Below are 21,923 nucleotides of genomic sequence, written 5' to 3'. Positions count from 1 at the left end.
TCTGCGGCTGGGTTTTTGGGGGGGGGGGGGGGGGGGGGGGGGGGGGGGGAGGGGGGGGGGGGGCGGGGGGGGGGGGGGGGGGGGGGGGGGGGGGGGCCCCCCACGAACGGGGGGTGGGTCCCGCCACCGCCTCGACCGGTGGTCCTGGCCTAGCTGTACTCGGTCAGGACCACCGGCTCATTCGTCAGTGCTGTGCGGTACGGCGCTTGCGCACGGACCACATGATGCCGCCGCCCGCCAGCAGCACGGCCACGGCCGCTCCGGCGATGATCGGAGTGGCGGACGAGGAGCCCGTCTCGGCCAGGTCCGGCGAGCTGGGGCTCGGGGGGACCACGGCGGGAGCGGAATTCGAAGGCACCTCGCTGGGCGTGGCGCTCGCGGCGGGCGCATCCTTGGAAGGAGCCGGGGACGGCGTGCCCTCGGACGGCGCGGGCGACGGGGTGGTGCCCTCGCACACGGGTGCCGTCTTGGTCTCGTCGCGCGAGAAGTTGTCGCCGTCGCCGGCCTTGACGACGAGGTGGACCGTCAGCTCCTTGTCGTGCTCGGGCAGCTCGAGCTTCTTGTGGAACTCCTTGCCGAAGGTCTCGGTGGGCAGGAGGTCCTTGCCGTCGACAGTGACGGTCACCTGGTTGGTGACGTTGCTGTTGTAGGCGGTCAGGTCAAGGTTCACCTCGGAACAGTTCACGGCCCAGGTGGGGGTGTGAGCTGCGGCCGGGCCGGCGGTGAGCACCGCGCCGGTCAGGCCGACAACCGCAGCGGCCGCGAGTGTTCCCGCAGCGCGCAACGATCTCCTGGGTATGGTCATGGATTCTTCCTCCGCATGTGTTTCATCGCCCGAATGGCGGTGGGGCGCAGAGTACTGCCCCCGTCGGCACCGTGCGCACCCGCCCCACGAAGCACCTGTTGCATCAACTGACCACACATCACCACTGGTTCGGATATGACGGACATGGCGTGGAGGAGGGGACCACGTGGGCAGCGGCGTGGGAAGGCGAGCACTGGAGCGGAGGACGCGAAGGACGCGGACGGTGCGGACGGTGCGGACTGCGAAGGAGAGACCGGCGAAAGCGTCGTCAGAGACGGCGGTGCATGATGTGCAGCCCGACAAGGCCCTGTTCCGGGTGGTTGAAACCCTCCGGCAACGTTCCCAGGATCTCGAAACCGAGCGAGCGGTAGAGCCCTACGGCGTGGATGTTCGTCTCCACCACCGCGTTGAACTGCATCGCCCTGAATCCCGACGCGCGAGCCCACTCCAGGGTGTACTCGCACAGGGCCCGCCCGACACCCTGCCCCGAATGCCTGTGGTCGACCATGTAACTGGCGCTGGCGATGTGCGAGCCATTGCCCATGTGGTTGTTGTTCATCTTGGCCGTGCCGAGGATCGTCCCGTCGTCGTCGACCGCGACGACCGTACGGTTGGGCGACTTGAGGAGCCACCAGGAGCGGGCATCTTGCTCGTCGAGATCGAGTGGGTACGTGAAGGTCTCGCCCGCGGCAACGATTTCGTGGAAGAACGGCCAGATGGCCGGCCAGTCCTCGGTGGTGGCTTCCCTGATCAGCATGGGAGCTAGGATGCCGGTGCCGTTCTTCCTTCGCGAGTTCTTTATTCGGCCGCGAGAGCTTCTTCCCTCCACGAGAACTCCTTCCCTCCGCGAGTCCTTTATCCGTCCGGCAGTTGCGCATCGGTCGCGGCCGGCGGCATCCGCCGTGTCATACGCCGGACGGCGCGCGCCCCGGACCGGAGTGCCCCCGCCCCTCAGCCCTGGATGCGCGCCTGCGCAGACCGATCCGGGCAAGCAGCCCGAGTGCAGGTTCCGCCACGCCTGTCGGCGCGTGGTCAGGACCGGGCGCCGCACCGGAACATGGTGGGACAGCGGGAACGGGCGCCGGGGCCGGAGCGGGAGCGGGAGAAGGCGCCGGAACGGGTCCGGCATCAGCTCGGGAGTCCGGCCCGGGTACGTGCCCGTTCTCGGCGCGCGGTGCGCGCCCGTTCCCCGAACGATGGAAGTCGCGCCATTCGCCGCGCGGGCTCGGAGCCGGTCGGGTCTCCCGGGCGTTGTCCAACTCCATGATCAGGGTCACCCGCCGCCACAGCATCTCGTCCGGTTCGTCGGCCTGCATCAGGTGCGCCATGGTCTCTCGCGCCAGTGCCGGACCAGTCGGCCCGAAGGCCGGTTCGGGCCGGAGCCTGGCGAGGTACGCGCGCTCGTAAGGATCGTCGACCACCTCCCCCCAACTGCACCGGGTCCAGCGTGTCCGCGAGCACGGCCGCGCGGGCCCAGGGTTCCTCCGTCAGGCTCAGCAGCCGTTCGACCCGGCGTGAGCGCCAGTTGCGCGCCCGGCAGTCGGCGCCTGCCTCCAACCGGCCGAGCAGCCAGGCCGGGCTCCTGCCCGCCAGGAGCCGGGATTCGCGGGCGGCGAACCCTGCGAGTTCGTCGGCGAGATAGAGCCAGACAATCGCCCGGTACCGATTGAGGTAGAACGTGATCGGCGTAAAGCATCCCGCACGGGCGAGCTTGGTGAAGCGGTCCGGACTGATCCCGAGCTGCTGAGCCCCCTCTGCCGTCCCGACCGTGCGCACCTTCTCCCGCAGTGCCTCCGGGAACCCGTCCTGCGACCGGAGCCGGTCGATCTCGCCGCAGCCGACCCTCGGCCTTCCCCCGTCCGGTCGCGCCGTCAGGTGGATCAGCCCCAGATGCACGGCGATCACGAACTCGCCCCGCTTCATCCGGAGTTCCTGGGCCGCTGTACTCACTGCCAGCGTGCCTTCGGTGGCCATGCTCGCCGCCTTCGTGCCGGCGAGCTTCGTGCACACATCTTCAGCAACAGCCATGACGTTCTCCCCCGTGAGACTCGATTACTCTCTGTGAGCACCGTAACCCGGAAGAGAATCCCTCCGCCCGCCCTGTGGAAAACTTCCGCGGTCGAACCAGACGCGGACGGGCCAGACGCGGACGGACCAGACGCGGACGGATCAGACGGGGTCGGCCCCTTCGCCCGCTGCCTGCCGCGCGGCGACGCCCAGATGCTCACCGACCCTGTTGACGAGCAGTGTCATCTCGTAGGCGACCTGGCCGACATCGGCCTCGGCCTCGCTCAGCACGCACAGACAGCTGCCGTCCCCGGCGGCCGTCACGAAGAGCAGTGCCTCGTCGAACTCCACCATGGTCTGCCGGGCCTTCCCGGCCCGGAAGTGGCGTCCCGACCCACGGGCCAGGCTGTGCAACCCGGACGAGACCGCGGCGAGATGCTCGGCATCCTCGCGGGCCAGCCCCGTACTCGCCCCCGTCACCAGTCCGTCGTTCGACAGCACCAACGCGTGCCGTATGTGTTCGACCCTGCTCGTGAGGTCGTCAAGGAGCCAGTCGAGTCCCCTGTCCAGCGCCATTTCCCCGCTCCTCCCCGCTCATACGTTCCCCGTGCCCCGTTGCCGTAAGCCTTGCGCACTGGTCACGCGGGGGCAAGCACTACTCCGTCATGTGGCTTGGTCCGGATCCGCGGGAGGAAGGCGGCGGAGCTCCCGGGAGGGTCAGCTCACCGCGTCGAGGAGCCGGGTGGTGTGCACCCGGCCGGCATACTCGACCATGCGGATCAGGACTTCCTCGCCGGCGTCCCGGTCACGCGCGTCGCACAGGACGACGGATGTGCGGAGGTCGAGATCGAGGGCGCGGGACACCTCGCGTTCGCCGTGCACGCGGGCGTCGGCAAAGCAGTTGACCGCAACGACAAGGGGTATGCGGCAATGCTCGAAGTAGTCGACGCCCGGAAAGCAGTCCTCCAGCCGACCGGAGCCGGCGAGTACGACGGCCCCGAGCGCGCCCTGGGAGAGTTCATCCCACAGGAATTCGTCCCACAGGAACCAGAAGCGGTCCTGCCCCGGCGTGCCCAACAGATGGAGCGAAAGGCCGGAGCGGATGGCGATCCGTCCGAAGTCCATGGCGACGGTGGTCGTGGTCTTCTGATCGACCCCGTCCGTGTCGTCGGCCGACCGCCCCGCCTCGCCGAGAAATTCCTCCGTCCGCAGCGGCCGGATCTCGCTGACGGCACCGACCAGCGTCGTTTTCCCGGCCCCGAAGCCTCCGGCGACCAATACCTTCAGTGCGAGAGCATCGGTCTCCGCGGCCTCTCCGGCCGTCTCTCCGTATGCGTCCTCAGTGTGCTCGGAATGCATCGGCCACTTCGCTGACCAGTGAGTCCCTGAACTCCGACTGCACAGGTCAGAGCCGCCTTGAGAGCAGCGATCCCGTGAAGGGTCGGCAAGCACACACCGTCCTCCCGCCTTCGCAGGCCGACAGCATGGCAAACAAGAACCTGCGCCGCGGGGCGAGATCGATTCTTTGGTATTGTGACCGTTTTGGCCCATTTGCTGCCCGGATCGGTCCACAATCCGACACTCCTTCCGGAACATGTCTGCCGCTCCCGGTCATGCGCACAAAGGCCGGTCCGCTGCCGCGGCTGCCCGAGCAGCCTGCGGACAGTGGACGTCCGGCACCTACACTGAATACTTCGGGTGTGAGGAATCGGGCCACGCGGACAGGGAGAGCAAGAGTGTCGACAGCTGCCGGCGGCGGTTTCGAGGATCCGCCCTCGGAGGTACTGGTGGAGGCCGCAGCGGCCTTCGGCCTGCTGGCGACGCCTGCGCGGCTGCACATCGTGTGGGCCCTGTCCCAGGGCGAGAGCGATGTGACCGGACTCGCGGACCGGGTCGGCGGCACCCTTCCGTCGGTGAGCCAGCATCTGACGAAACTCAAACTGGCAGGTCTCGTACGGTCCCGGCGCGAAGGACGCCGCCAGGTGTACCTGGTCGACGACCCCGATGTGGTGACCGTCGTCCGGCTGATGGTCGGCCAGCTCGCGGAGCGCGCCGGTCACGCGCCCGCGCAAGCCTCACGTCTCCGTGGGCTCGGTGCCTGAGAGCAGTGCCGCCGCAGGTCCCGGCAGCACCGATCCCGATGGCCCGTCCGCCGTCGTCGTGCCGATGGCGGGCGCGAAAGCCGGCGAAGGCGCCGCCACGGATGTCGCACCTGTCGGCTCCTCGGTGGCCGCACCGACCTCGCTTCAGGTTCTCCGCTCACTGGACAGCGGACCGCGGGGGCTGCTGGAGGAACAAGCCGGGGAACGGCTGACGCGGTTCGGCGAGAACACGCTGCCGGCCTGGCGTCCGGTCTCCTGGCCCCGTCGCTTCCTGCGCAGTCTGCGTGATCCCTTCACCTCGGTGCTCCTGTGTCTGGGCCTGGTCTCGGCGGCGGTGGCCTCCTGGGGCACGGCGTGCGTGACGCTGGTGCTCGTGGTCGTCAGCTGTCTGCTGCGCTCCGCGGAGGAGCACCGGGCGGACCGGTCCACGGCCGCACTGCGGGAGCTGGTGGCGACCACCGCGACCGTACTGCGCCGGGCAGGACCGGACGCCGCGCCGCGGGCCCGTGAACTGCCGGTCGGGGAACTGGTGCCGGGCGATGTGATCCGGCTCGGCCCGGGGGATCTCGTGCCCGCCGATGTGCGGCTGTTGCGTGCGAGTGGCCTGACCGTTCATCAGTCGGCGCTCACCGGGGAGTCGGCGCCGGTCGCCAAGCACCCTGTCGACACGCCGTCGCGGCCCCGCGCCGCCGGCGCCGGGGGCCGCGACCAGGAAGGACTGTTCGCTCGGCCGGAGCTGTGTTTCCAAGGCAGCAGCGTGGCGTCCGGCAGCGGTACGGCGGTGGTGACGGCAACGGGTGCGGAAATCCGGTTCGCCGCCGCGTACGACGGTTCGGCGCGCCGCCGCGGCGCGAGCGCCTTCGACCGTTCGGTGCACGGGATCTCCTGGACGCTGATCCGCTTCATGCTGCTCACCCCGCCACTGGTGCTCATGGCCAACGCGGCGCTGCGCGGCCGGGGCCTCGAAACGCTGCCGTTCGCCGTCGCGGTGGCGGTAGGGCTGACTCCGGAAATGCTGCCGGTGATCGTCACGACGGCGCTGGCCAGGGGCGCTTCGCTGCTCGCCAAGGACCATGGGGTCATCGTCAAGCGACTGCCCGCGCTGCACGACCTCGGTGCGATCGATGTGCTGTGCGTGGACAAGACCGGAACCCTCACTCAGGACCGGCCTGTCGTCGAACGTTCGCTGAACGCGTCGGGCCACTCCGATCCCGAGGCGCTCCACTGGGCCGCCGTCAACGCGCTGTGGACGCTGCAGCTCGCCGATCTACCGGCCCCCGACGCACTCGACGAGGCAGTGCTGGACGCGGCCGAGGAGCGGGAGGAGACACTGTCCGCGTACGACGGCGTCGCCGCGCTGCCGTTCGATCCGGTACGCCGCCTCGCCACCGCGGTCGTCCGCCGACCCGGACGGCTCGGCGTGCACACGCTCGTGACCAAGGGAGCGGTCGAGGCGGTGCTCGAACGGTGCGCGCTGGACGAGACCGAACGGATCCGGCTGAGCGAACTCGCCGCCCGGGAGACCGCGAGCGGCCTGCGCCTGCTCGCCGTGGCCCGTACCGATCGTCCGGCCCGGCCGCGTGCGTACACCGCGGCCGACGAAAGGGGACTGACGTTCCTCGGCTTCGTCGCTCTGCGGGACTCACTCACACCGAGCGCGGCCGATGCGCTGGACGCGCTGAGGGACCGGGGCATCGCCGTGAAGGTCCTCACGGGTGACGATCCGGGGACCGTCGCCCGTGCCTGCCGGGATCTCGGCCTCGATCCGGGCGAGGTCATGCCGGCGGAGCGGATCGACGCGCTGTCGGAAGGGGCACTCGCGGAGGCCGCCGACCGGGTCACGGTCTTCGCCCGCTGCACACCGGAGCACAAGGCACGGATCGTTTCCGCGCTGCGCACCGCCGGGCGGACCACCGGGTTCCTCGGTGACGGCGTCAATGATCTGCCCGCGATGCACGCGGCGGACGTCGGCATCTGCCCGCGCAACGCGGTCGATGTGGCGCGGGAGACCGCGGACGTGGTGCTGGCCGAGAAGGACCTGGCGGCTATCGATGACGCGATCACCGCGGGCCGGCGCAGCAGCGGGAACATCGCCACATATCTGCGCATCACGCTCTCGTCGAACCTCGGCAACGTCATCGCGATGCTCGCGGCGGGTCTCATGCTGCCGTTCCTGCCGATGCTTCCGGCGCAGGTCCTGGTGCAGAACCTGTGCTTCGACGTGGCGCAGCTCGCCTTCACCTTCGACCGGCCCGCGTCCGAGGTGCTGCGGTGGCCAATGGTGCTGCGTCCGCGCGACTTCCTCCGCTTCATCACGGGGTTCGGCCTGCTGAACGCCACCGCCGACCTGGCGACGTTCGCCGTGCTGGCCTTCGCGCTGCACGGCTCCGCGACATCGGGCGGGCAGGAGGCCTTCCACTCGGGATGGTTCACCGAGAACCTGCTCACCCAGGCCCTGGTGATGCTGCTGCTCCGTACGGGTGGACGCATTGCCGGCGGTCGCAGCGGCGGCCCGTTGCGGCTGGCCGCGTGCGGTCTCGCGGTGGTCGGCCTGTTGCTGCCGCCCACCCCGCTCGGTGGGTTGCTGGGCATGAGCGCGCTGCCACCGCTCTATTACCTGTTGCTGGCAACGGTGCTGGTCCTGTACGCCTACGGGTTGCGGGCGGCCCGTACCCGCTACGAGCGGAAGTGGAGCCACTCATGATCCCGTCGCGCATCGACCACCCCGAGTCCGACCCGAATACCGGCCCCGGTGGCGGGCAGGTGGTGCGTGCCCGCCGTGCCACGCTCGAAGACGTGCCCGCCCTGGTACGGCTGCGCGGGCTGATGCCGGCCGAGATGGGGGGTGGAGACGGGCGGCCCCGACGCGCCGTGGCGGACGGCCTCCGCCGAGTGGCTGCGCCATCCCGGCGTGTTCGCCGCGTTCCTGGTCGATGATCCCGCGCTCGGCGTCGTCTCCAGTACGGTCGAAACGTGCGACAGGCATGCCTCAGGCTCGGCGAACCCTAACCGTTTGCAGGGGCACGTCTCCAATGTGAGCACCGATCCCCGCCGGCGCCGCCTCGGTCATGCACAGGTCTGCCTCGCCGCCCTGCTCGGCTGGTTCCGCGAAGAGGCCGGGATCACGGTGGTCGGTCTGAACGTCACCGAGGACGGGGCCGCGCCGTACGAGTCGTACGGCTTCGCGGCACCCCGTCACCCGGCGCTGCAGCTCCGGACTGCCGGTACACCGCGCTGAGGGTTGTGTCCCCCGCTCCTGGTGGCCGGTCAGCCGTAGGAAAGGTCCGCGCACGGGTCGTCGTCGGCCGACCGGGCCTCGTCGGCGACGGTGGACGGAACGGTGGACGGCGACGGTGATCCGGGTGCGGCCGATGGGTTCTGGGCGTAGGAACTGCCCAGGATCACCTGGATTCCGGCCGTGTCGGACGCGGTCGTCCGTGCTCCGGCGAAGAGCCGTGCGGTGGTCTCCGCCTCCTCCCGCAGCCCCGGCCCGTATTCGATGACGGTCGAGGTGTGGTCCTGGCTGCTCGCCGTGGCCGTGGTCGTGACGGTGAAGTCCCGGGAACGCAGGAGTTCGGCTGCCTGGGCGGCGAGCCCCCTGACCGTGGTTCCGTTGTAGACGGCAACGGTGATTCCCTTGCCGGAGACCGGGACGTCCGCCTTGGGCGACGCCGGGCCACTGTCCTTCCCGTCGCCCTTGCCCGACCCCTTGCCGCTGGCGTCCTTGCCGTCGACCGTACGGTCGGCCTTCAGCGCGGCCCAGAGCGCGTCGGCGTCCGGTTCGACGATCGCGACGCGTGCGCCTTCGTATCGCCAGGGAACGGTGACGAACTTGGTGTTGTGCAGGTCGATCTTCTTCATCGACATGGCGAAGGACAACAGACGGTCGGCCGATCCGAGTCCGGGGTCGACGGTCATCGCGTCGGTGGCCGCATTGGCCAGGGGCAGCAGAGTGGTGGGGTTCAGTCCCTGGGACTTGACCTTCTTGATGAGCGCGGCGACGAATGCCTGCTGCCGCTTGATCCGCCCTATGTCCGAGCCGTCACCGATGCCGTGCCGCAACCGGACGTAGTCGAGTGCCCGCTGCCCCGAGACGGTCTGCGGGCCCTTCGTGAAGATCCTGGCCCCTCGGGTGGGCCGCTTCGGGCTGAGGTCGCGCTGGTAGATGTCCTGGGGCAGGCACACCGGTACGCCGCCGACGGCCGAGGTCAGCGCGGAGAATCCGGCGAAGTCGATGACGACGGTGTGGTCCACGCGCAGGCCGGTGAGATGCTCCACGGTGTTCTGGGTGCAGGCCGGGTTCCCCTCGGCGGTCTCCCCCACCGAGAACGCGCCGTTGAACATGACGTTGTGCTGCGGCGCGGTCCACCGGCCGTCGGGCCCTTTGCACGCCGGGATGTCGACCAGCGCGTCACGTGGAACGGATACGGCGACCGCATGCTTCTGGTCGCCGTACACATGGAGGAGGAACGCGGTGTCGGAGCGCCCCACCGCGCCCGTGCCGCCGCCGAGTTTGCCGTTGTCGCCCGAGCGCGAGTCGGATCCGATGACCAGGACGTTCTGCCCCTGCGAGGAACCGGGCGGCCGGTCGCCGGAGATCCCGTCCGCGCTGAAGGTGTCGATACTGCCGCCGAGTTTGAGGTAGCCCCACCCGACGCCGGCGACCAGCAGCACGAGGAACGACAGCCCGAACATGGCTGTCCGCCGCAGGCGCACTCCCCTTCCCCTGCCCGCTCCCGCTGTGCGACTTCCCGTCATCGGCCACCCCGTCCGTCCGCTGTCCATGAGGTAAGACGTGCTCCGCCACCCCATGGTTGTACAGTTGCGCAATGTAGCAAGCATTGATGTTCGAGTGGATCATCCGACCTACTCATAGTCAGCTTGAAGCACTGTCGGCGGACGCCGAGCGGAAACACCGGCCAAAGCACCGAAAGGAAGGGCGGGACGCACATGTTGCGCAACGGCCTCGAACCCTGGCACCTGTTGATCGTGGCAATCGTGGTGATCGCACTGTTCGGCTCGAAGAAACTGCCGGACACGGCCCGAGCCCTGGGCAAATCCATGCGGATCCTGAAGAGTGAGGCGAAGGCCATGAAGGAGACCGATGCGCAGGGGCCCCGCACCGACCCGCTGGCTTAGTGCCCCGGCCCACCAACGTACGGCACGCCTCGCAGACGTTCACTTCAGGGCTTGCGCAAGCATGGGAACCATGGTCACGACGCCGTCGTTGACCTGGTGACGGCCGAAACAGCGCCGTTCACCACATCGCTGGACCACTGGATCAATGGAGGATGTTTCATGGGTGTGACCCTGGCCAAGGGCGGCAACGTCTCCTTGTCGAAGGAGGCACCCGGCCTGACCGCAGTGACGGTCGGCCTGGGCTGGGACGTACGGACGACGACGGGCGCGGACCACGACCTGGACGCGAGTGCGCTGCTGTGCTCGGACGCGGGCAAGGTCCTCTCCGACCTGCACTTCGTCTTCTACAACAACCTCACGAGCCCGGATGGTTCGGTCCAGCACACCGGCGACAACCTGACCGGTGAGGGCGAGGGCGACGACGAGTCCATCAATGTGGACCTGTCGACGGTCCCCGCGGATGTGGCCAAGATCGTCTTTCCGGTCTCCATCCACGACGCGCAGAGCCGCGGGCAGAGCTTCGGCCAGGTCCGCAACGCGTTCATCCGCGTGGTGAACCGGGCGAACGGCGTCGAGCTGGCCCGTTACGACCTCAGCGAGGACGCCTCGACGGAGACCGCCATGGTCTTCGGCGAGCTGTACCGGCACGGCGCGGAGTGGAAGTTCCGTGCGGTCGGCCAGGGTTACGCCTCGGGTCTGGCGGGAATCGCGTCCGACTACGGCGTCAACGTCTGACCGGGAAGAACCTCACGTACAACGGGCGCGGGCCCCTTCGCCCCCTCCATTCCGTCGGAGCGGGGAGGCGGGGCCCGCCCGGCCCCAGAGGGCTCGCAAGCCGTTGACCACCTCGCGCAGTAGGTGCTCGCCCCGTCCGGCAAGCGCACGGACGGGCCGGGGCGGCCCGACCAACGATCACCCAGCGCTCGAACACCTACCGCGTTTCCCGACGTTTCGCTCCGTCGGCAACTACGCGATCATGTCCATATGGCCGACGACCACACACACGTCCAGGATTTCTTCACAGCGCGCGCGGCGGACTGGGACACCCGCTTCCCCGACGACGGGCCCGCCTACGCCGCCGCCGCCGACTCCCTTTCGCTGCGCCCGGGGGACGCGGTGCTCGACGCCGGCTGCGGTACGGGACGGGCACTTCCTGCCCTGCGAGCGGCCGTCGGGCCGCAGGGCACAGTCCTGGGCGTGGACCTGACACCGGCGATGCTGGAGTCGGCGGCAGTGGCGCGGCGCGACCGCGAAGGGACGCTGCTCCTCGCCGATGTCGCCCGTCTGCCCCTGAGATCGCGGGCGCTCGACGCGGTGTTCGCGGCCGGGCTGATCTCCCATCTGTCGCACCCCGGTCCCGACCTGGCGGAGCTGGCACGGGTGGTGCGACCGGGCGGACGGCTGGCACTCTTCCACCCCATCGGGCGAGCCGCCCTCGCGGCACGCCACGGCCGCCCGATCACGGACGACGATCTGCGGGCCGAGCCCAACCTGCGCCCGTTGCTGGCACGTTCGGGCTGGCGGCTCGATGCGTACACCGATGAGGACGACCGGTTCCTCGCCCTTGCCGTGCGGACGTCCTGACCTGCCCGCCCTGCACCCTCGTACTCACTCCACGGGCGCCTCGGGGCGCCGGTTGTGCGGGACCGGACAGCCGCCGACGCCCGGAAGCGGGAACGTCCCCAGCCCGGAGACCTCGTAGCCGTCCGGGTATCCCTTGATCTCCGGGTTCTGCCGGGCGTAGTGCGGTGTGGAACGCGGCGGCAGGAGTCGTACCGCCCGCGCCCTCAGCCGCAGAGCCCCATGCGTGAGATTACGGGCCGCGGAACCGGGGCGTTCGTACCGGAATGCCCGCAGCAAGGAATCGTCGAGCAGCGCGAGGGCGAGCTTGCGCGCGACGGGGGCCAGGGGGCGCGGATACCAGGAACCCATCAGGTCCAGGGTGGCGTCGGAGACGCGGCGTCCTCCTTCGTCCCATCCGAAATGTTCGGCCTCATAGGTATCGAGGGTGCGCTCGAAGTCCTCGTACGTCCGCGGCAGTTCCTTGATTCCCATGTGCGCGCCCAGGGTCCGGTAGTAGGCGGCGCACGCCCGCACTTCGTGGTCGGAGAGCCGGCGCCAGCCGTAGCTGTCGAGCCAACGCTTCGGGGTGACGACGAAGGTGCACAGCACATAGCGCATGTCGTCATTGCTGATGTCGTAGCTGCGGTGCATCTGGTTGATCCGGCGGAGGGCCGTACGCCCCAAGTCGCTGTCGAAGCCGTGTTCCAGGACCGCGTCGAGGAGCAGTGCGGTGTCGTCGTAGCGCTTCTGTGAACGGTCCGTCAGTTCGGCGGTCCGCGCGAGGAGTCGGCCGATGCTCGGCACGGCATAGGTGCGGTAGAGGGCCAGTTCCAGAGCGCGTGCGATGTCCCAGGGGAACTCATAGGTGGCCATGATCCGGTAGATTCGAAGGAAGTCCCCCTCCGGATCGAGACACTGAATCTCCTTCAGCCGGTCGTACCGCTTCACCGCTCTGCCCCCTTGTATCGGCCGCAGGTCCAACTCTACGTCGGCGGGGAACACCGCATGTAGTCATGTAGTTACGGGCAAGCCACAGACGTGCAGCTCCTCGGGAAGGCGGTCCCCATGATCGACATCATCGGAAGTCTGCGGAAGGTTGTCACCCCCGATCGCAAGGGGGATCAGTCCGCGGCGCCTTCCAAGGAGGACCGGCGCAAACAGCACAATCTCTTCGAGGCGGCCGCCACCTTCGTCTCGGCATCCGTGGAGGAGGATCAGGCGCGGATCGACGAGGCGAGCGGCTGGGTGTCGCCCGAGGCACTCTCCTTCGGTGTCAGCGAACTGGCCTGCCGGGCCGTCATCGCGCTGGCGCGCGAGCGCGGCGAGTCGCCGCAGACAGTGGCCCGTACGCTGCTCGGTCTCCCCGCCGAATGAGGGGTGCCATCCGCCGTACCACGGAACTGACGTCTTCGCTTGTCAGGGCCTCGACGAGTGGGTTACTCACTCGTTAGGGTGCGCCGACGGACAACGACGACGGACGAGGAGGGTGCCGTGGCCGCGCCGAACGACACGGTCGCCGACGACGACGCGCTGTATGTGCTGACCGCGGTGCTGCTGACACCGGCGCAGTTCCCGAGCGTCCTCGGTGACGACTATCCGGCCGCCTGTGCGGCGCTCGCCGTCGAGCCGTACGCCGAGGGATACGGGTTGGTCCTCGGTCAGGACGGCAGCGGTGCGCGGTGGACCGTCGTCGTCGAGGACGTGTCGCTGGTCGCCGTGGCGATCGCGGCCTGGGACTGCGGCATGGAGTACGACCTCTCGCCCGACGATCGTTCGGTGGTCTGCGCACTGCCCGGCTGGCCGCTCCCGGTGGCGGTCGCCGCGCCGGGCGTGGCCGCGCCGCACGACCCGCTGCCGGACCTGGAGGCCGAGGGCACCGCCCCGGAGGCGCTGGCTCCGCCGGACACGGAGTCGTGGGGACCGGCCCAGCGACGCATGGGAGCGGACGAGATAGCGCACCAGTGGACCACTTGGCGCGAGCAGATCGACGACGAGACGGCCTTCAGCACTCCGGCGGGCACGGACAATACCGGGGCCGAGCCCGTCGCCGAACCCGGGTCTGAACCTGAGGTAGAGGGTGAGGGTGAGGGCGAGGTGGACGTCGAGACCGGGCCTGAAACCGTCGACAGGTCCGAAGCCGCCGCCGAGAAGCAATCCGGAAGGGCGGCCACGGACGCACCTTCCGGAGTGCACCCCGGTGTACGGCGGGCGCTCGCACAGGCTCAGGACTACATCGACGCCCCGCCGCCGCCCGGCCGTGTCCGGTCCTCCTTCGCCACGGGCGACGCCCGGATGCTGCGCGCCGACGGCCCCGGCTGGTCACTGGTCGCCCGGACCGACGACATCGCCTTCATCCTGTTGGACGAGGAGCCGGGCGAGGTGCTGCCGGTCGGACGCGGCACCGGACTGCCCGGCCTCCTGGAGGCCCTGGACGCACTCGCGGTACGGCCGGCCTGAGCCCGGTTGCGGGGACTCGGCAGACGCGCTGTCCGTCGGGCCCCCGATGCCGTCCGGCCCTGCGGGCCTCCGCGCGCTCCAGTGCGCGAGGGGGTTCGCCTCGGTGAACGAATACGTCTCGTTCCCGATCACCACGGTCAGTGCCCCACGAGCCCCGCGTGAGGCGGAGCCGTCCCTCTCAGCGGCCTATCTCCTTGCGGGTGATCCTGCGGAGCCTGCGCCGCTGGCCGGGGTCCAGCAGCAGGTACGCGATCGCCGGAACTCCGACCAGAACCAGCAACGACAGCCAGAAACCGATGAACGGCATCAGGATGACCGCTACGACCACTCCCCCGATGGCGATCTTCGCGCTGTTCGACATCGTCCATGCCTCCTTCGCGGCCCGAAGCCGCATCTGCTGTGAGAACGCGTGTGCGCGCCCATCGGTTCCAGCAGGGCGAGGACTCACCTCAGGGGCTCGCCGACCTCGTGCATGTGCTGCAGTGCCTGCCGGTAGGACTCGATCAGCCCGGTCTCCGCGTACGGCATGCCCAGCGCCTCGCAGTGGGCGCGCACCATGGGCTGCGCCAGGCGCAGGTGGGGGCGGGGCATGCTCGGGAAGAGGTGGTGCTCGATCTGGTAGTTGAGCCCGCCGAGGAACCAGTCGGTGAGAATGCCGCCGCGTACGTTGCGCGAGGTGAGGACCTGACGCTGGAGGTGGCCCCAGCGTTCGCCGTCGGGGTCGGGCATCTCCATGCCCTTGTGGTTCGGCGCGAAAGCCATGCCCAGGTGGAGCCCGAACAACGCATGGTGGACGAGCGCGAAGACGATGGCCTTGCCCGGGGACAGAACGGTGAGCAGCAGCGTTGCGTAGAGGCCCAGGTGGGCGACCAGGAGCAGTGCCGAGAGCGCTCGTTCCCGGACGGGCTGCTGTCGCAGGTACTGGAAGCCGGAGATCTTCAGCGCGATGCCTTCGAGGAGCAGCATCGGGAAGAAGAGGCGGGCCTGGTTGCGGGTGAGCCAGCGGGCGAAGCCCTCGCGCTGGGCTGCCTGCTTCTGTGTCCAGACGAGGGCGCCCACGCCGACGTCCGGGTCCTTGTCGATGTGGTTGGGATTGGCGTGGTGGCGGACGTGTTTGTCGTTCCACCACGCCTCGTTCATGCCGAGCAGCAGGTTGGCGTGCACGAGGCCGATGGCCCGGCCCGTCCTGCGTTCGCCGGTTATCTGGGCGTGTCCGGCGTCGTGCCCGACGAACGCGGTGCGCGACCAGAAGATCGCCAGCGGCAGCGCGAGCAGCAGGGTCCACCAGGTGTTGCCGAGGAGGAACATGCCGGTGATCACCGCGCCGAGTGCGACCAGGTTGGCGGTGATGCCGGCGGCGTACCACCCGGTCCGCCGCTCCAGGAGGCCCTGCCCCTTCACGGTCCGCAGCAGGGGCGCGAAGTCGCTCCCTTGAGCCTGAACGGCTCCGGCGGCACCTGTCGCACTTCCCGGTGCAGTACTTCCCGCACCGTCACGGGTGCCTTCCGCTGCGGTGGCTATGGCCTGGGGCATGACGTCTCCGGTCTCTGAAAAGCTGCGCCGACCCGTAGAAACGTACGGTGACCGGATGTGCTGCAACCATGGCGCCACCACCCGGGGTCCCCGGGGGTAAACCCCCCTCCTCCGAGGGGGGTGCTACCTCCACCCCCCTCGGAGCACGGAACGCCGCCCCGGCCGATGAGTGGTCCGGCACCCCGGCGGTTCAGGATGTGGCACAGGTCACGGCGAATCCGCTCACGGGCGAGGCAATCCGTGGGGTACCCTCGGCGACCCGACCCCCACTAGTCAAATTTGAGGAACTCGGCATCACTGTGCACAGACTCCCTGCGGCAACGCTCTCCGAGATCTCCGCACTCTCCGCCTGCTCCGTGGTCTTCCTGCCCGGGGATCCCTCCCGCACCGGCCGAGTCGCCTTCTGGCACCCGGACGGCAGCAGCCCGCCCGATGGTCCCGGATCGGTGGCGGAGCTGGTCGTCGTCGGCGCCGACGCGCGGGCCTACGCCGTACCGGCACGGTTGCTTCCGGTACGCGAAGCGCTGCCAGTGCTGACGCGTGCGCGGGCCTCGGCGCATGCCTCCGACGCAACCGCGTTCTGGGGTGCGGCCGCTCTCCTCGCTCTCCAATTCGCCGCCCGCGGCCTGCTGCTGCCGGGGCTGAGCGCCACGGATCACGATGCCTGGCGGGCCGGTCCGCTGACCGCCGACGACCAGTCGCGGATCCGGACGCTGGCGGCCTCGATGCCGCCCCTGGCCCACGCGGTGCCGCTCGACGAGGCCGCGCAGCCCGTTCTGCTGCCCGAGCCCGAGCGGCTGCTGCGTGCGTTCCTCGACGCCGTGGCGGACGGTCTGCCCCGCACCCCCGCTGCGGCGTTCGCCGGCGGCGGCCCGGCCTTCACCGCGGACGAACCGCAGCAGCTCCCCGGCCAACGGGCCTGGGCCACCGATGTCGCGGCCGGGCACGACGCGGGCGTCCGGCTCTCGCTCCGGGTGGAGGTGTCCGGGCTCACCGCGCCGGACGAGGACGACGAGCGGTCCGCCGGCCCTGTCTTCCGGGCCGTCCTGCAGATCCACAGTGTCAGCGATCCGACACTGGTCGCCGATGCCGCCGAGGTCTGGGCGGGCGGCGCCCGCACCGCTGCGGCTTTCGGCCCGCGCGCCCGGATGGACGCCCTGCCGGCGCTGCGCCGGGCCGCCCGTGCCTGGCCTCCGCTGTCTCCACTGCTGTCCGCCGCGGTGCCCGACTCCGTGGAGCCGGCCGACGACGAGCTCGCCGAACTCCTCGGCCCCGCCGGACGGGCACTTGCCGCGACCGGGGTCCAGGTGCACTGGCCCAAGGAGCTGGCCCGCAAGCTCACGGCACGTGCCGTGATCGGGCCGCCCGACGGCGAGGCGAGCGAGGAACGCGACGGGGCGGCGGGCATCGGCTCCGAGGCGCCACCGCTGCTGTCCGCCGACGCCCTGCTGGCGTTCAACTGGCAGTTCGCGCTGGGTGATCAGAAGCTCAGCCGCGCCGAGCTGGACCGCCTCGCCGAGGCCAACCGGCCGGTCGTGAGGCTGCGGGACCAGTGGGTGCTGATCGACCCCGAGGAGGCCCGGCGAGCCCGCGAGACCCAGGACCGCAAGGTCACGCCGATCAATGCGCTGGGTGCGGTCCTGACCGGTTCCACCGAGGTCGACGGCCACCGGGTCGAGGTCGGGGCCACCGGCTGGCTGGAGCGGTTGCGCCGCCGGGTGGCCGACCCGGAGGCGGCCGGGCAGCAGCCGGTCGGCCCGCCCGAGGCCCTCGCCGCCACCTTGCGCGACTATCAGCTGCGCGGTCTGAACTGGCTGCACACCATGACCTCGCTCGGCCTCGGCGGCTGTCTCGCCGACGACATGGGTCTCGGCAAGACCATCACGCTGATCGCTCTGCATCTGCACCGCCGGAGCATCGAATCGGCCGCCGGTCCGACGCTGGTGGTCTGCCCGACGTCGCTCATGGGGAACTGGCAGCGGGAGATCGAGAAGTTCGCGCCGGGTACGCCGGTACGCCGCTTCCACGGCGGATCGCGCAGCCTTGCCGACCTGTCGGACGGCGAGTTCGTCCTCACCACGTACGGCACCATGCGGCTCGACGCGGCCAAGCTCGGGGAGATCCGGTGGGGCATGGTGGTCGCCGACGAGGCGCAGCACGTGAAGAACCCGTACTCGGCGACGGCCAAGCAGCTGCGGACGATCGGCGCACAGGCCCGGGTGGCGCTCACCGGAACTCCCGTGGAGAACAACCTCTCCGAGCTGTGGGCGATCCTCGACTGGACGACGCCCGGTCTGCTGGGACGGCTCGGCACCTTCCGTACCCGCTACGCACGGACCGCGGAGGGCGGTGACCCGGCGGCTGCCGAGCGGCTCGCCGCGCTGGTGCGGCCGTTCCTGCTGCGGCGGCGCAAGTCCGACCCGGGCATCGCGCCGGAGCTGCCGCCGAAGACCGAGACGGACCGCACGGTGTCGCTGACGCCGGAACAGACGGGTCTGTACGAAGCGGTGGTGCGCGAGACGCTGGCCGCGATCGCCGACGCCGACGGCTTCGCCCGGCGGGGCCTCGTCGTCAAGCTGCTGACGGCGCTGAAGCAGATCTGCAACCACCCGGCGCAGTACCTGAAGGAGAACGAGCCGCGGATCGCAGACCGTTCGGGAAAGGTGGAGCTGCTGGACGAACTGCTCGACACGATCCTGGCGGAGGAGGCCGGCGTGCTGGTGTTCACCCAGTACGTGCAGATGGCCAGGCTGCTCGAACAGCACCTGGCGGCGCGCGGGGTGCGTACGCAGTTCCTGCACGGCGGTACGCCCGTCGCGGAGCGCGAGGCGATGGTCAACCGCTTCCAGGCGGGCGAGGCCCCGGTCTTCCTGTTGTCGTTGAAGGCGGCCGGCACCGGTCTCAACCTCACCCGGGCCGGTCATGTCGTGCACTTCGACCGCTGGTGGAACCCGGCGGTCGAAGCCCAGGCCACCGACCGCGCGTACCGGATCGGACAGACCCAGCCGGTGCAGGTCCACCGGCTGATCGCCGAGGGCACCATCGAGGACCGGATCGCCGACATGCTGGCCCGCAAGCAGGGCCTCGCGGACGCGGTGCTCGGCTCCGGCGAGGCGGCGCTGACCGAACTGACCGATGCGGAACTGGCCGATCTGGTGGAGCTGCGAGGGGGCACGCGATGAGTGACGGACACGAGGGCGACCGCTACGACGGTGGCGAGTACGAGGGCGAGGACAGCGACAACGCCGCCCCGGGGCAGGAACGTACCTTCGCCGCGCTGCCGCCCGCGCGGGGCCGCGACTTCGCCCAGTCCTGGTGGGGCCGGGCGTGGCTGAAGGCCCTGGAGGACACCGCACTGGACGGCCAGCAGCTCAAGAAGGGGCGCAGGTTCGCCCGCGAGGGCCGGGTCGGCGCGGTCTCCGTGCGGCCCGGCCGGATCACCGCGGTGGTCCGGGACGGGGACTCGTCCGCGTACCGCAGCGATGTGCTGCTCCAGGAGCTGAGCGAGGCGGACTGGGAACGCCTCCTCGGCATGGCCGTCGAACGGGCCGGGCACATCGCGGCGCTGCTGGACCGGGAGATGCCGCCGCACCTGGTGGAGGACGCGGCGGCGGCCGGGGTGGAGCTGCTGCCCGGGATCGGCGATCTGGACCCGGAGTGCACCTGTGACGCGTGGGACCACTGCCCGCACACCGCCGCCCTGTGCTACCAGGTGGCGCGGTTGCTGGACCAGGACCCGTTCGTGCTGCTGCTGATACGGGGGCGCGGTGAGCGGCGGCTCCTGGACGAACTGCACGTCCGCATCGCGGCCCGAGCCGAGGGGCACGGGGCCTGCGCACCGGCCGATCCCGCCGACGGGCCCGCGGCCGCGCGGGCGAAGGCCGGTGATCGGGGCGTGCGCGCGGACGAAGTGTTCGCGGCGCGGGACATCCTGCCCCCGTTGCCCGCTCCGCCGCCGCTGCCCGCGGAGCCCGGCTCGGCGCCGTCGCTGGACACGGAGGCGGAACCGCAGGCCGGCGTCGATCCGGCGGCTCTGGAGATGCTGGCCACGGACAGTGCGGCGCGTGCCCACCGGATGCTGGCCGAGGCGCTCTCCCCCGGCCACGAGCGGCAGCCGCTGCCGGCCGACCTGACGCCGCAGGAGGATGCCGTACGGCTGGTCGCGGAGGCCAGGCCCGAGCCGTGGATCGCGAAGCGCTTGATCACCGGTTCTAAGCGGCGACGGGCCGATCTCGATGCGGCGGTGCGGGCGTGGCGGTACGGCGGGGTGGCCGCGCTCGCCGTGCTCGAAGAGGAGTGGGTACCCGATCCGGAGGCCCTGGCCAGGGCGCGGGCCCGGATCGCCGAGGCGTGGGAGGAGGGCGAGCGGCCCCGGCTGCGGTCGGTGGGCAACCGCTGGACCGCCGTGGACGGTGGCGTGCAGCTCCGCTACGGACGGGACGGGCGCTGGTGGCCGTACCGCAAGGAAGGCGGGCGCTGGGTCCCGGCGGGTCCGGCGGACGATGATCCGGCGGCTGCGCTGGGGGGCTCGGGCATGTCGGACGACTGAGGGCCCGTTCGTACGGCCTCCGGGCGACCGGCGACGGGCGGTGGAGCCGCAGGAGTGCCTCCGTCCCCGCCCGTCGTCCTGTTCTGTCCGTGCGTTCAACTGGATGTCACCGCGCGTTGATGCCGAGGACGGAACCTGACGACCGTCCGAGCTGTTCGTGCCCCAGGAGGCCCCATGTCCGCGCGTGTTGTCCGTCGTTCCCTTGCAGCCGGCCTGCCGCTCGCCCTGCTCGGCACGGTGTGCGTGGCCGGAACGGCAACCGGCGCACAGGACCGGCACGAGCGTCCGGAGCGCACCGCTCGGGCCACCGGGACGGCCGTGCTCGGCGAGATTCCGCTGGCGGGCTTCAGCAACGGGCTGCTGCCGGGGACGGTCGCGGACGACCGCGGGGTGAGACTCGGCGGCATCGGCAGCGACATCTGTCCCGCGGGCCGCCGGGGCGAGTTCTGGACCGTCACCGACCGCGGACCCAACGGGCAGATCAAGATCGACGGGAAGAAGCGGCGTACCTTCCCCGTCCCCGGGTTCGACCCTGCGATCGTCAAGATACGGGTCAGCGGGAAGCACATCCGGGTCCTGAAGGCCATCCCGATCACCACCCGGTCCGGCGCCGCGGTCACCGGCCTGCCGAACCAGCGGGACCGCGACGAGGCCCCGTACACCTACGACGCGAAGACGCCGCTGGGGTACGACCCGAACGGTCTGGACACCGAGGGCATCGTCCGCGCCGCCGACGGCAGCTTCTGGCTCGTCGACGAGTACGGCCCCTCCCTGGTGCATGTCTCCGCCCACGGCCGGGTGCTGACCCGCTACGTGCCGCAGGGTCTCGGGCTGACGGGCGCCGACTACCCGGTGGTGGAGGCGCTGCCGGGCGTTCTCCTGCACCGCAAGATCAACCGCGGTTTCGAGGGCCTGGCCCTTCTTCCGGGCGGCGATCTGGTGCTTGCGGTGCAGAGTCCGCTCTCACTGCCCGACCAGGACGCGGGCGAGTCCTCGCGCAATGTGCGGCTGCTGCGCTTCTCGACGAAGAAGCGCGTGGTCACCGCGGAGTACGCCTACCGGTTCGACGCGGTGGACGTCGTGGACCCGGGCGAGGACGACACCTCCGAGCTGAAGATCTCCTCGGTCGTCGCGATCGGCCGGAACGATCTGCTGGTCGAGGAGCGCACGGACAAGGCGGCCAGGCTGCACCGGGTGACGCTCCCGCACGGCTCCGGCATTCTGGGCTCCGCCTGGGACGACCCGGCGACGTCTCCCTCGTACGAGGAGCTCACCGCCCCCTCGGCGTCGGGCGTGCCGGTGCTCCGCAAGAGCCTGGTCGTCGACCTGGGCAAGGTCGCGGGAGTGCCCGGGAAGATCGAAGGGGTGGCGGTGACGGGCCGGGACACGCTCGCTCTCATCAACGACAACGACTTCGGGATGACCGACGGTTCCGAGGCCTTCGACGCGAACGGCCGTCTGGTCGACAGCGGCATCGAGACGTCGGTGACGCAGCTGAGGCTGCCGCGCCCGCTGCGCGGCTGACCTACCGGCGTCGTGCCGTATCCCGGTCCTCGGCGACGAGTCCCCACCGAGGACCGGGATCACCGAATCACCTGATTCGTCCGGGACTTCACCGACCGCACACGGCCCACGGGTGCACCTGGGCCCGACTGCCCGCTCCCGTGCCGACATCGCCGCACATTCCGGCGTACTCCCCTCTCCACGAAGCCGTTTCCGCTTCCTGCCGTCTTCCGCCACCCGCGCGGCGCCCGTACGGTAGGGCGCG

The 21,923-nt window shown here is 70.4% G+C and carries 20 protein-coding genes and 1 pseudogene; 11 read left to right on the top strand and 10 right to left on the bottom strand.

Annotated features, from left to right (window positions below):
* Positions 1-184 precede the first annotated feature (184 nt).
* The 6 genes and pseudogenes from ACFV8T_RS34555 to ACFV8T_RS34530 all read right to left on the bottom strand — a co-directional run bounded on the left by ACFV8T_RS34555 (position 185) and on the right by ACFV8T_RS34530 (position 4,171).
* Positions 185-805 carry an LAETG motif-containing sortase-dependent surface protein gene (locus ACFV8T_RS34555; protein ID WP_385335311.1) on the bottom strand — a complete coding sequence of 207 codons (621 nt, stop codon included), beginning with the start codon at positions 803-805 and terminating at the stop codon, positions 185-187.
* Positions 806-1,073: 268 nt separating this feature from the next.
* Complete coding sequence (locus ACFV8T_RS34550; protein ID WP_385335309.1) at positions 1,074-1,562, bottom strand: GNAT family N-acetyltransferase; 489 nt, start codon at positions 1,560-1,562, stop codon at positions 1,074-1,076.
* Positions 1,563-1,710: 148 nt separating this feature from the next.
* On the bottom strand, positions 1,711-2,226 hold the full coding sequence (locus ACFV8T_RS34545; protein WP_385335333.1) for a DUF6397 family protein: 516 nt from the start codon (positions 2,224-2,226) through the stop codon (positions 1,711-1,713).
* A gap of 67 nt (positions 2,227-2,293) precedes the next feature.
* Positions 2,294-2,728, bottom strand: a pseudogene (locus ACFV8T_RS34540) (DUF6397 family protein); the annotation flags it as partial.
* A gap of 246 nt (positions 2,729-2,974) precedes the next feature.
* Positions 2,975-3,388 (bottom strand): roadblock/LC7 domain-containing protein, encoded by a 414-nt coding sequence (locus tag ACFV8T_RS34535; RefSeq protein ID WP_385335307.1) that lies wholly within the window; start codon positions 3,386-3,388, stop codon positions 2,975-2,977.
* A 141-nt stretch (positions 3,389-3,529) separates the two neighbouring features.
* Positions 3,530-4,171, bottom strand: a complete 642-nt coding sequence (locus ACFV8T_RS34530; RefSeq protein ID WP_385335305.1) for an ATP/GTP-binding protein — start codon at positions 4,169-4,171, stop codon at positions 3,530-3,532.
* A 377-nt stretch (positions 4,172-4,548) separates the two neighbouring features.
* Here ACFV8T_RS34530 and ACFV8T_RS34525 point away from each other — a divergent pair, with 377 nt between their 5' ends.
* The 3 genes from ACFV8T_RS34525 to ACFV8T_RS34515 all read left to right on the top strand — a co-directional run bounded on the left by ACFV8T_RS34525 (position 4,549) and on the right by ACFV8T_RS34515 (position 8,152).
* Positions 4,549-4,914, top strand: coding sequence for an ArsR/SmtB family transcription factor (locus tag ACFV8T_RS34525; protein ID WP_385335303.1), 366 nt, complete (start codon positions 4,549-4,551; stop codon positions 4,912-4,914).
* Entirely contained in the window at positions 4,898-7,618 is a 2,721-nt protein-coding gene (gene mgtA / locus ACFV8T_RS34520; protein WP_385335301.1) for a magnesium-translocating P-type ATPase, read from the top strand. The genes ACFV8T_RS34525 and mgtA overlap by 17 nt, the downstream gene beginning before the upstream one ends.
* Positions 7,619-7,759: 141 nt before the next feature.
* Positions 7,760-8,152, top strand: a complete 393-nt coding sequence (locus ACFV8T_RS34515; protein WP_385335299.1) for a GNAT family N-acetyltransferase — start codon at positions 7,760-7,762, stop codon at positions 8,150-8,152.
* Positions 8,153-8,181: 29 nt separating this feature from the next.
* Here ACFV8T_RS34515 and ACFV8T_RS34510 read toward each other — a convergent pair whose 3' ends face one another.
* Complete coding sequence (locus tag ACFV8T_RS34510) at positions 8,182-9,609, bottom strand: LCP family protein (RefSeq protein WP_385335297.1); 1,428 nt, start codon at positions 9,607-9,609, stop codon at positions 8,182-8,184.
* A gap of 255 nt (positions 9,610-9,864) precedes the next feature.
* Here ACFV8T_RS34510 and tatA point away from each other — a divergent pair, with 255 nt between their 5' ends.
* The 3 genes from tatA (at position 9,865) to ACFV8T_RS34495 (ending at position 11,637) form a co-directional block, all read left to right on the top strand.
* Positions 9,865-10,053 carry a Sec-independent protein translocase subunit TatA gene (tatA, locus tag ACFV8T_RS34505; RefSeq protein ID WP_266431027.1) on the top strand — a complete coding sequence of 63 codons (189 nt, stop codon included), beginning with the start codon at positions 9,865-9,867 and terminating at the stop codon, positions 10,051-10,053.
* A gap of 159 nt (positions 10,054-10,212) precedes the next feature.
* Complete coding sequence (locus ACFV8T_RS34500; protein ID WP_360550959.1) at positions 10,213-10,788, top strand: TerD family protein; 576 nt, start codon at positions 10,213-10,215, stop codon at positions 10,786-10,788.
* 249 nt (positions 10,789-11,037) lie between these two features.
* Complete coding sequence (locus tag ACFV8T_RS34495; protein ID WP_385335295.1) at positions 11,038-11,637, top strand: class I SAM-dependent methyltransferase; 600 nt, start codon at positions 11,038-11,040, stop codon at positions 11,635-11,637.
* A 24-nt stretch (positions 11,638-11,661) separates the two neighbouring features.
* Here ACFV8T_RS34495 and ACFV8T_RS34490 read toward each other — a convergent pair whose 3' ends face one another.
* Positions 11,662-12,564: an oxygenase MpaB family protein gene (locus tag ACFV8T_RS34490; protein WP_385335293.1), complete on the bottom strand. Its 903-nt coding sequence runs from the start codon at positions 12,562-12,564 to the stop codon at positions 11,662-11,664.
* A gap of 117 nt (positions 12,565-12,681) precedes the next feature.
* Between ACFV8T_RS34490 and ACFV8T_RS34485 the strand changes: the two genes are divergently transcribed.
* Both ACFV8T_RS34485 and ACFV8T_RS34480 read left to right on the top strand, forming a co-directional pair.
* The gene (locus ACFV8T_RS34485) at positions 12,682-12,990 is read left to right on the top strand and encodes a hypothetical protein (protein ID WP_385335291.1); all 309 of its coding nucleotides are present in this window, start codon (positions 12,682-12,684) and stop codon (positions 12,988-12,990) included.
* Positions 12,991-13,107: 117 nt separating this feature from the next.
* The gene (locus ACFV8T_RS34480) at positions 13,108-14,073 is read left to right on the top strand and encodes a hypothetical protein (protein WP_385335289.1); all 966 of its coding nucleotides are present in this window, start codon (positions 13,108-13,110) and stop codon (positions 14,071-14,073) included.
* A gap of 178 nt (positions 14,074-14,251) precedes the next feature.
* Here the strand turns inward: ACFV8T_RS34480 and ACFV8T_RS34475 are convergent, their stop codons facing one another.
* Both ACFV8T_RS34475 and ACFV8T_RS34470 read right to left on the bottom strand, forming a co-directional pair.
* Positions 14,252-14,434: a hypothetical protein gene (locus ACFV8T_RS34475; RefSeq protein ID WP_266431015.1), complete on the bottom strand. Its 183-nt coding sequence runs from the start codon at positions 14,432-14,434 to the stop codon at positions 14,252-14,254.
* Between the two features lie 83 nt (positions 14,435-14,517).
* Positions 14,518-15,606: a fatty acid desaturase family protein gene (locus tag ACFV8T_RS34470; protein WP_385335287.1), complete on the bottom strand. Its 1,089-nt coding sequence runs from the start codon at positions 15,604-15,606 to the stop codon at positions 14,518-14,520.
* 299 nt (positions 15,607-15,905) lie between these two features.
* On the opposite strand from ACFV8T_RS34470, the gene ACFV8T_RS34465 reads away from it, so the two are divergent.
* The 3 genes from ACFV8T_RS34465 to ACFV8T_RS34455 all read left to right on the top strand — a co-directional run bounded on the left by ACFV8T_RS34465 (position 15,906) and on the right by ACFV8T_RS34455 (position 21,679).
* Positions 15,906-18,788 (top strand): DEAD/DEAH box helicase, encoded by a 2,883-nt coding sequence (locus tag ACFV8T_RS34465; protein ID WP_385335285.1) that lies wholly within the window; start codon positions 15,906-15,908, stop codon positions 18,786-18,788.
* Positions 18,785-20,155 carry an SWF or SNF family helicase gene (locus ACFV8T_RS34460; RefSeq protein ID WP_385335283.1) on the top strand — a complete coding sequence of 457 codons (1,371 nt, stop codon included), beginning with the start codon at positions 18,785-18,787 and terminating at the stop codon, positions 20,153-20,155. Before ACFV8T_RS34465 ends, ACFV8T_RS34460 begins: the two co-directional genes overlap by 4 nt.
* Positions 20,156-20,329: 174 nt before the next feature.
* Positions 20,330-21,679: an esterase-like activity of phytase family protein gene (locus ACFV8T_RS34455; protein ID WP_385335281.1), complete on the top strand. Its 1,350-nt coding sequence runs from the start codon at positions 20,330-20,332 to the stop codon at positions 21,677-21,679.
* Positions 21,680-21,923: the final 244 nt, after the last annotated feature.

Origin of the sequence: Streptomyces sp. NPDC059832 (assembly GCF_042731715.1) — a bacterium.
Taxonomy (GTDB): domain Bacteria; phylum Actinomycetota; class Actinomycetes; order Streptomycetales; family Streptomycetaceae; genus Streptomyces.
Note: the sequence above shows the minus strand (reverse complement) of the source record. Positions and strands in the feature narration are given on the sequence as shown.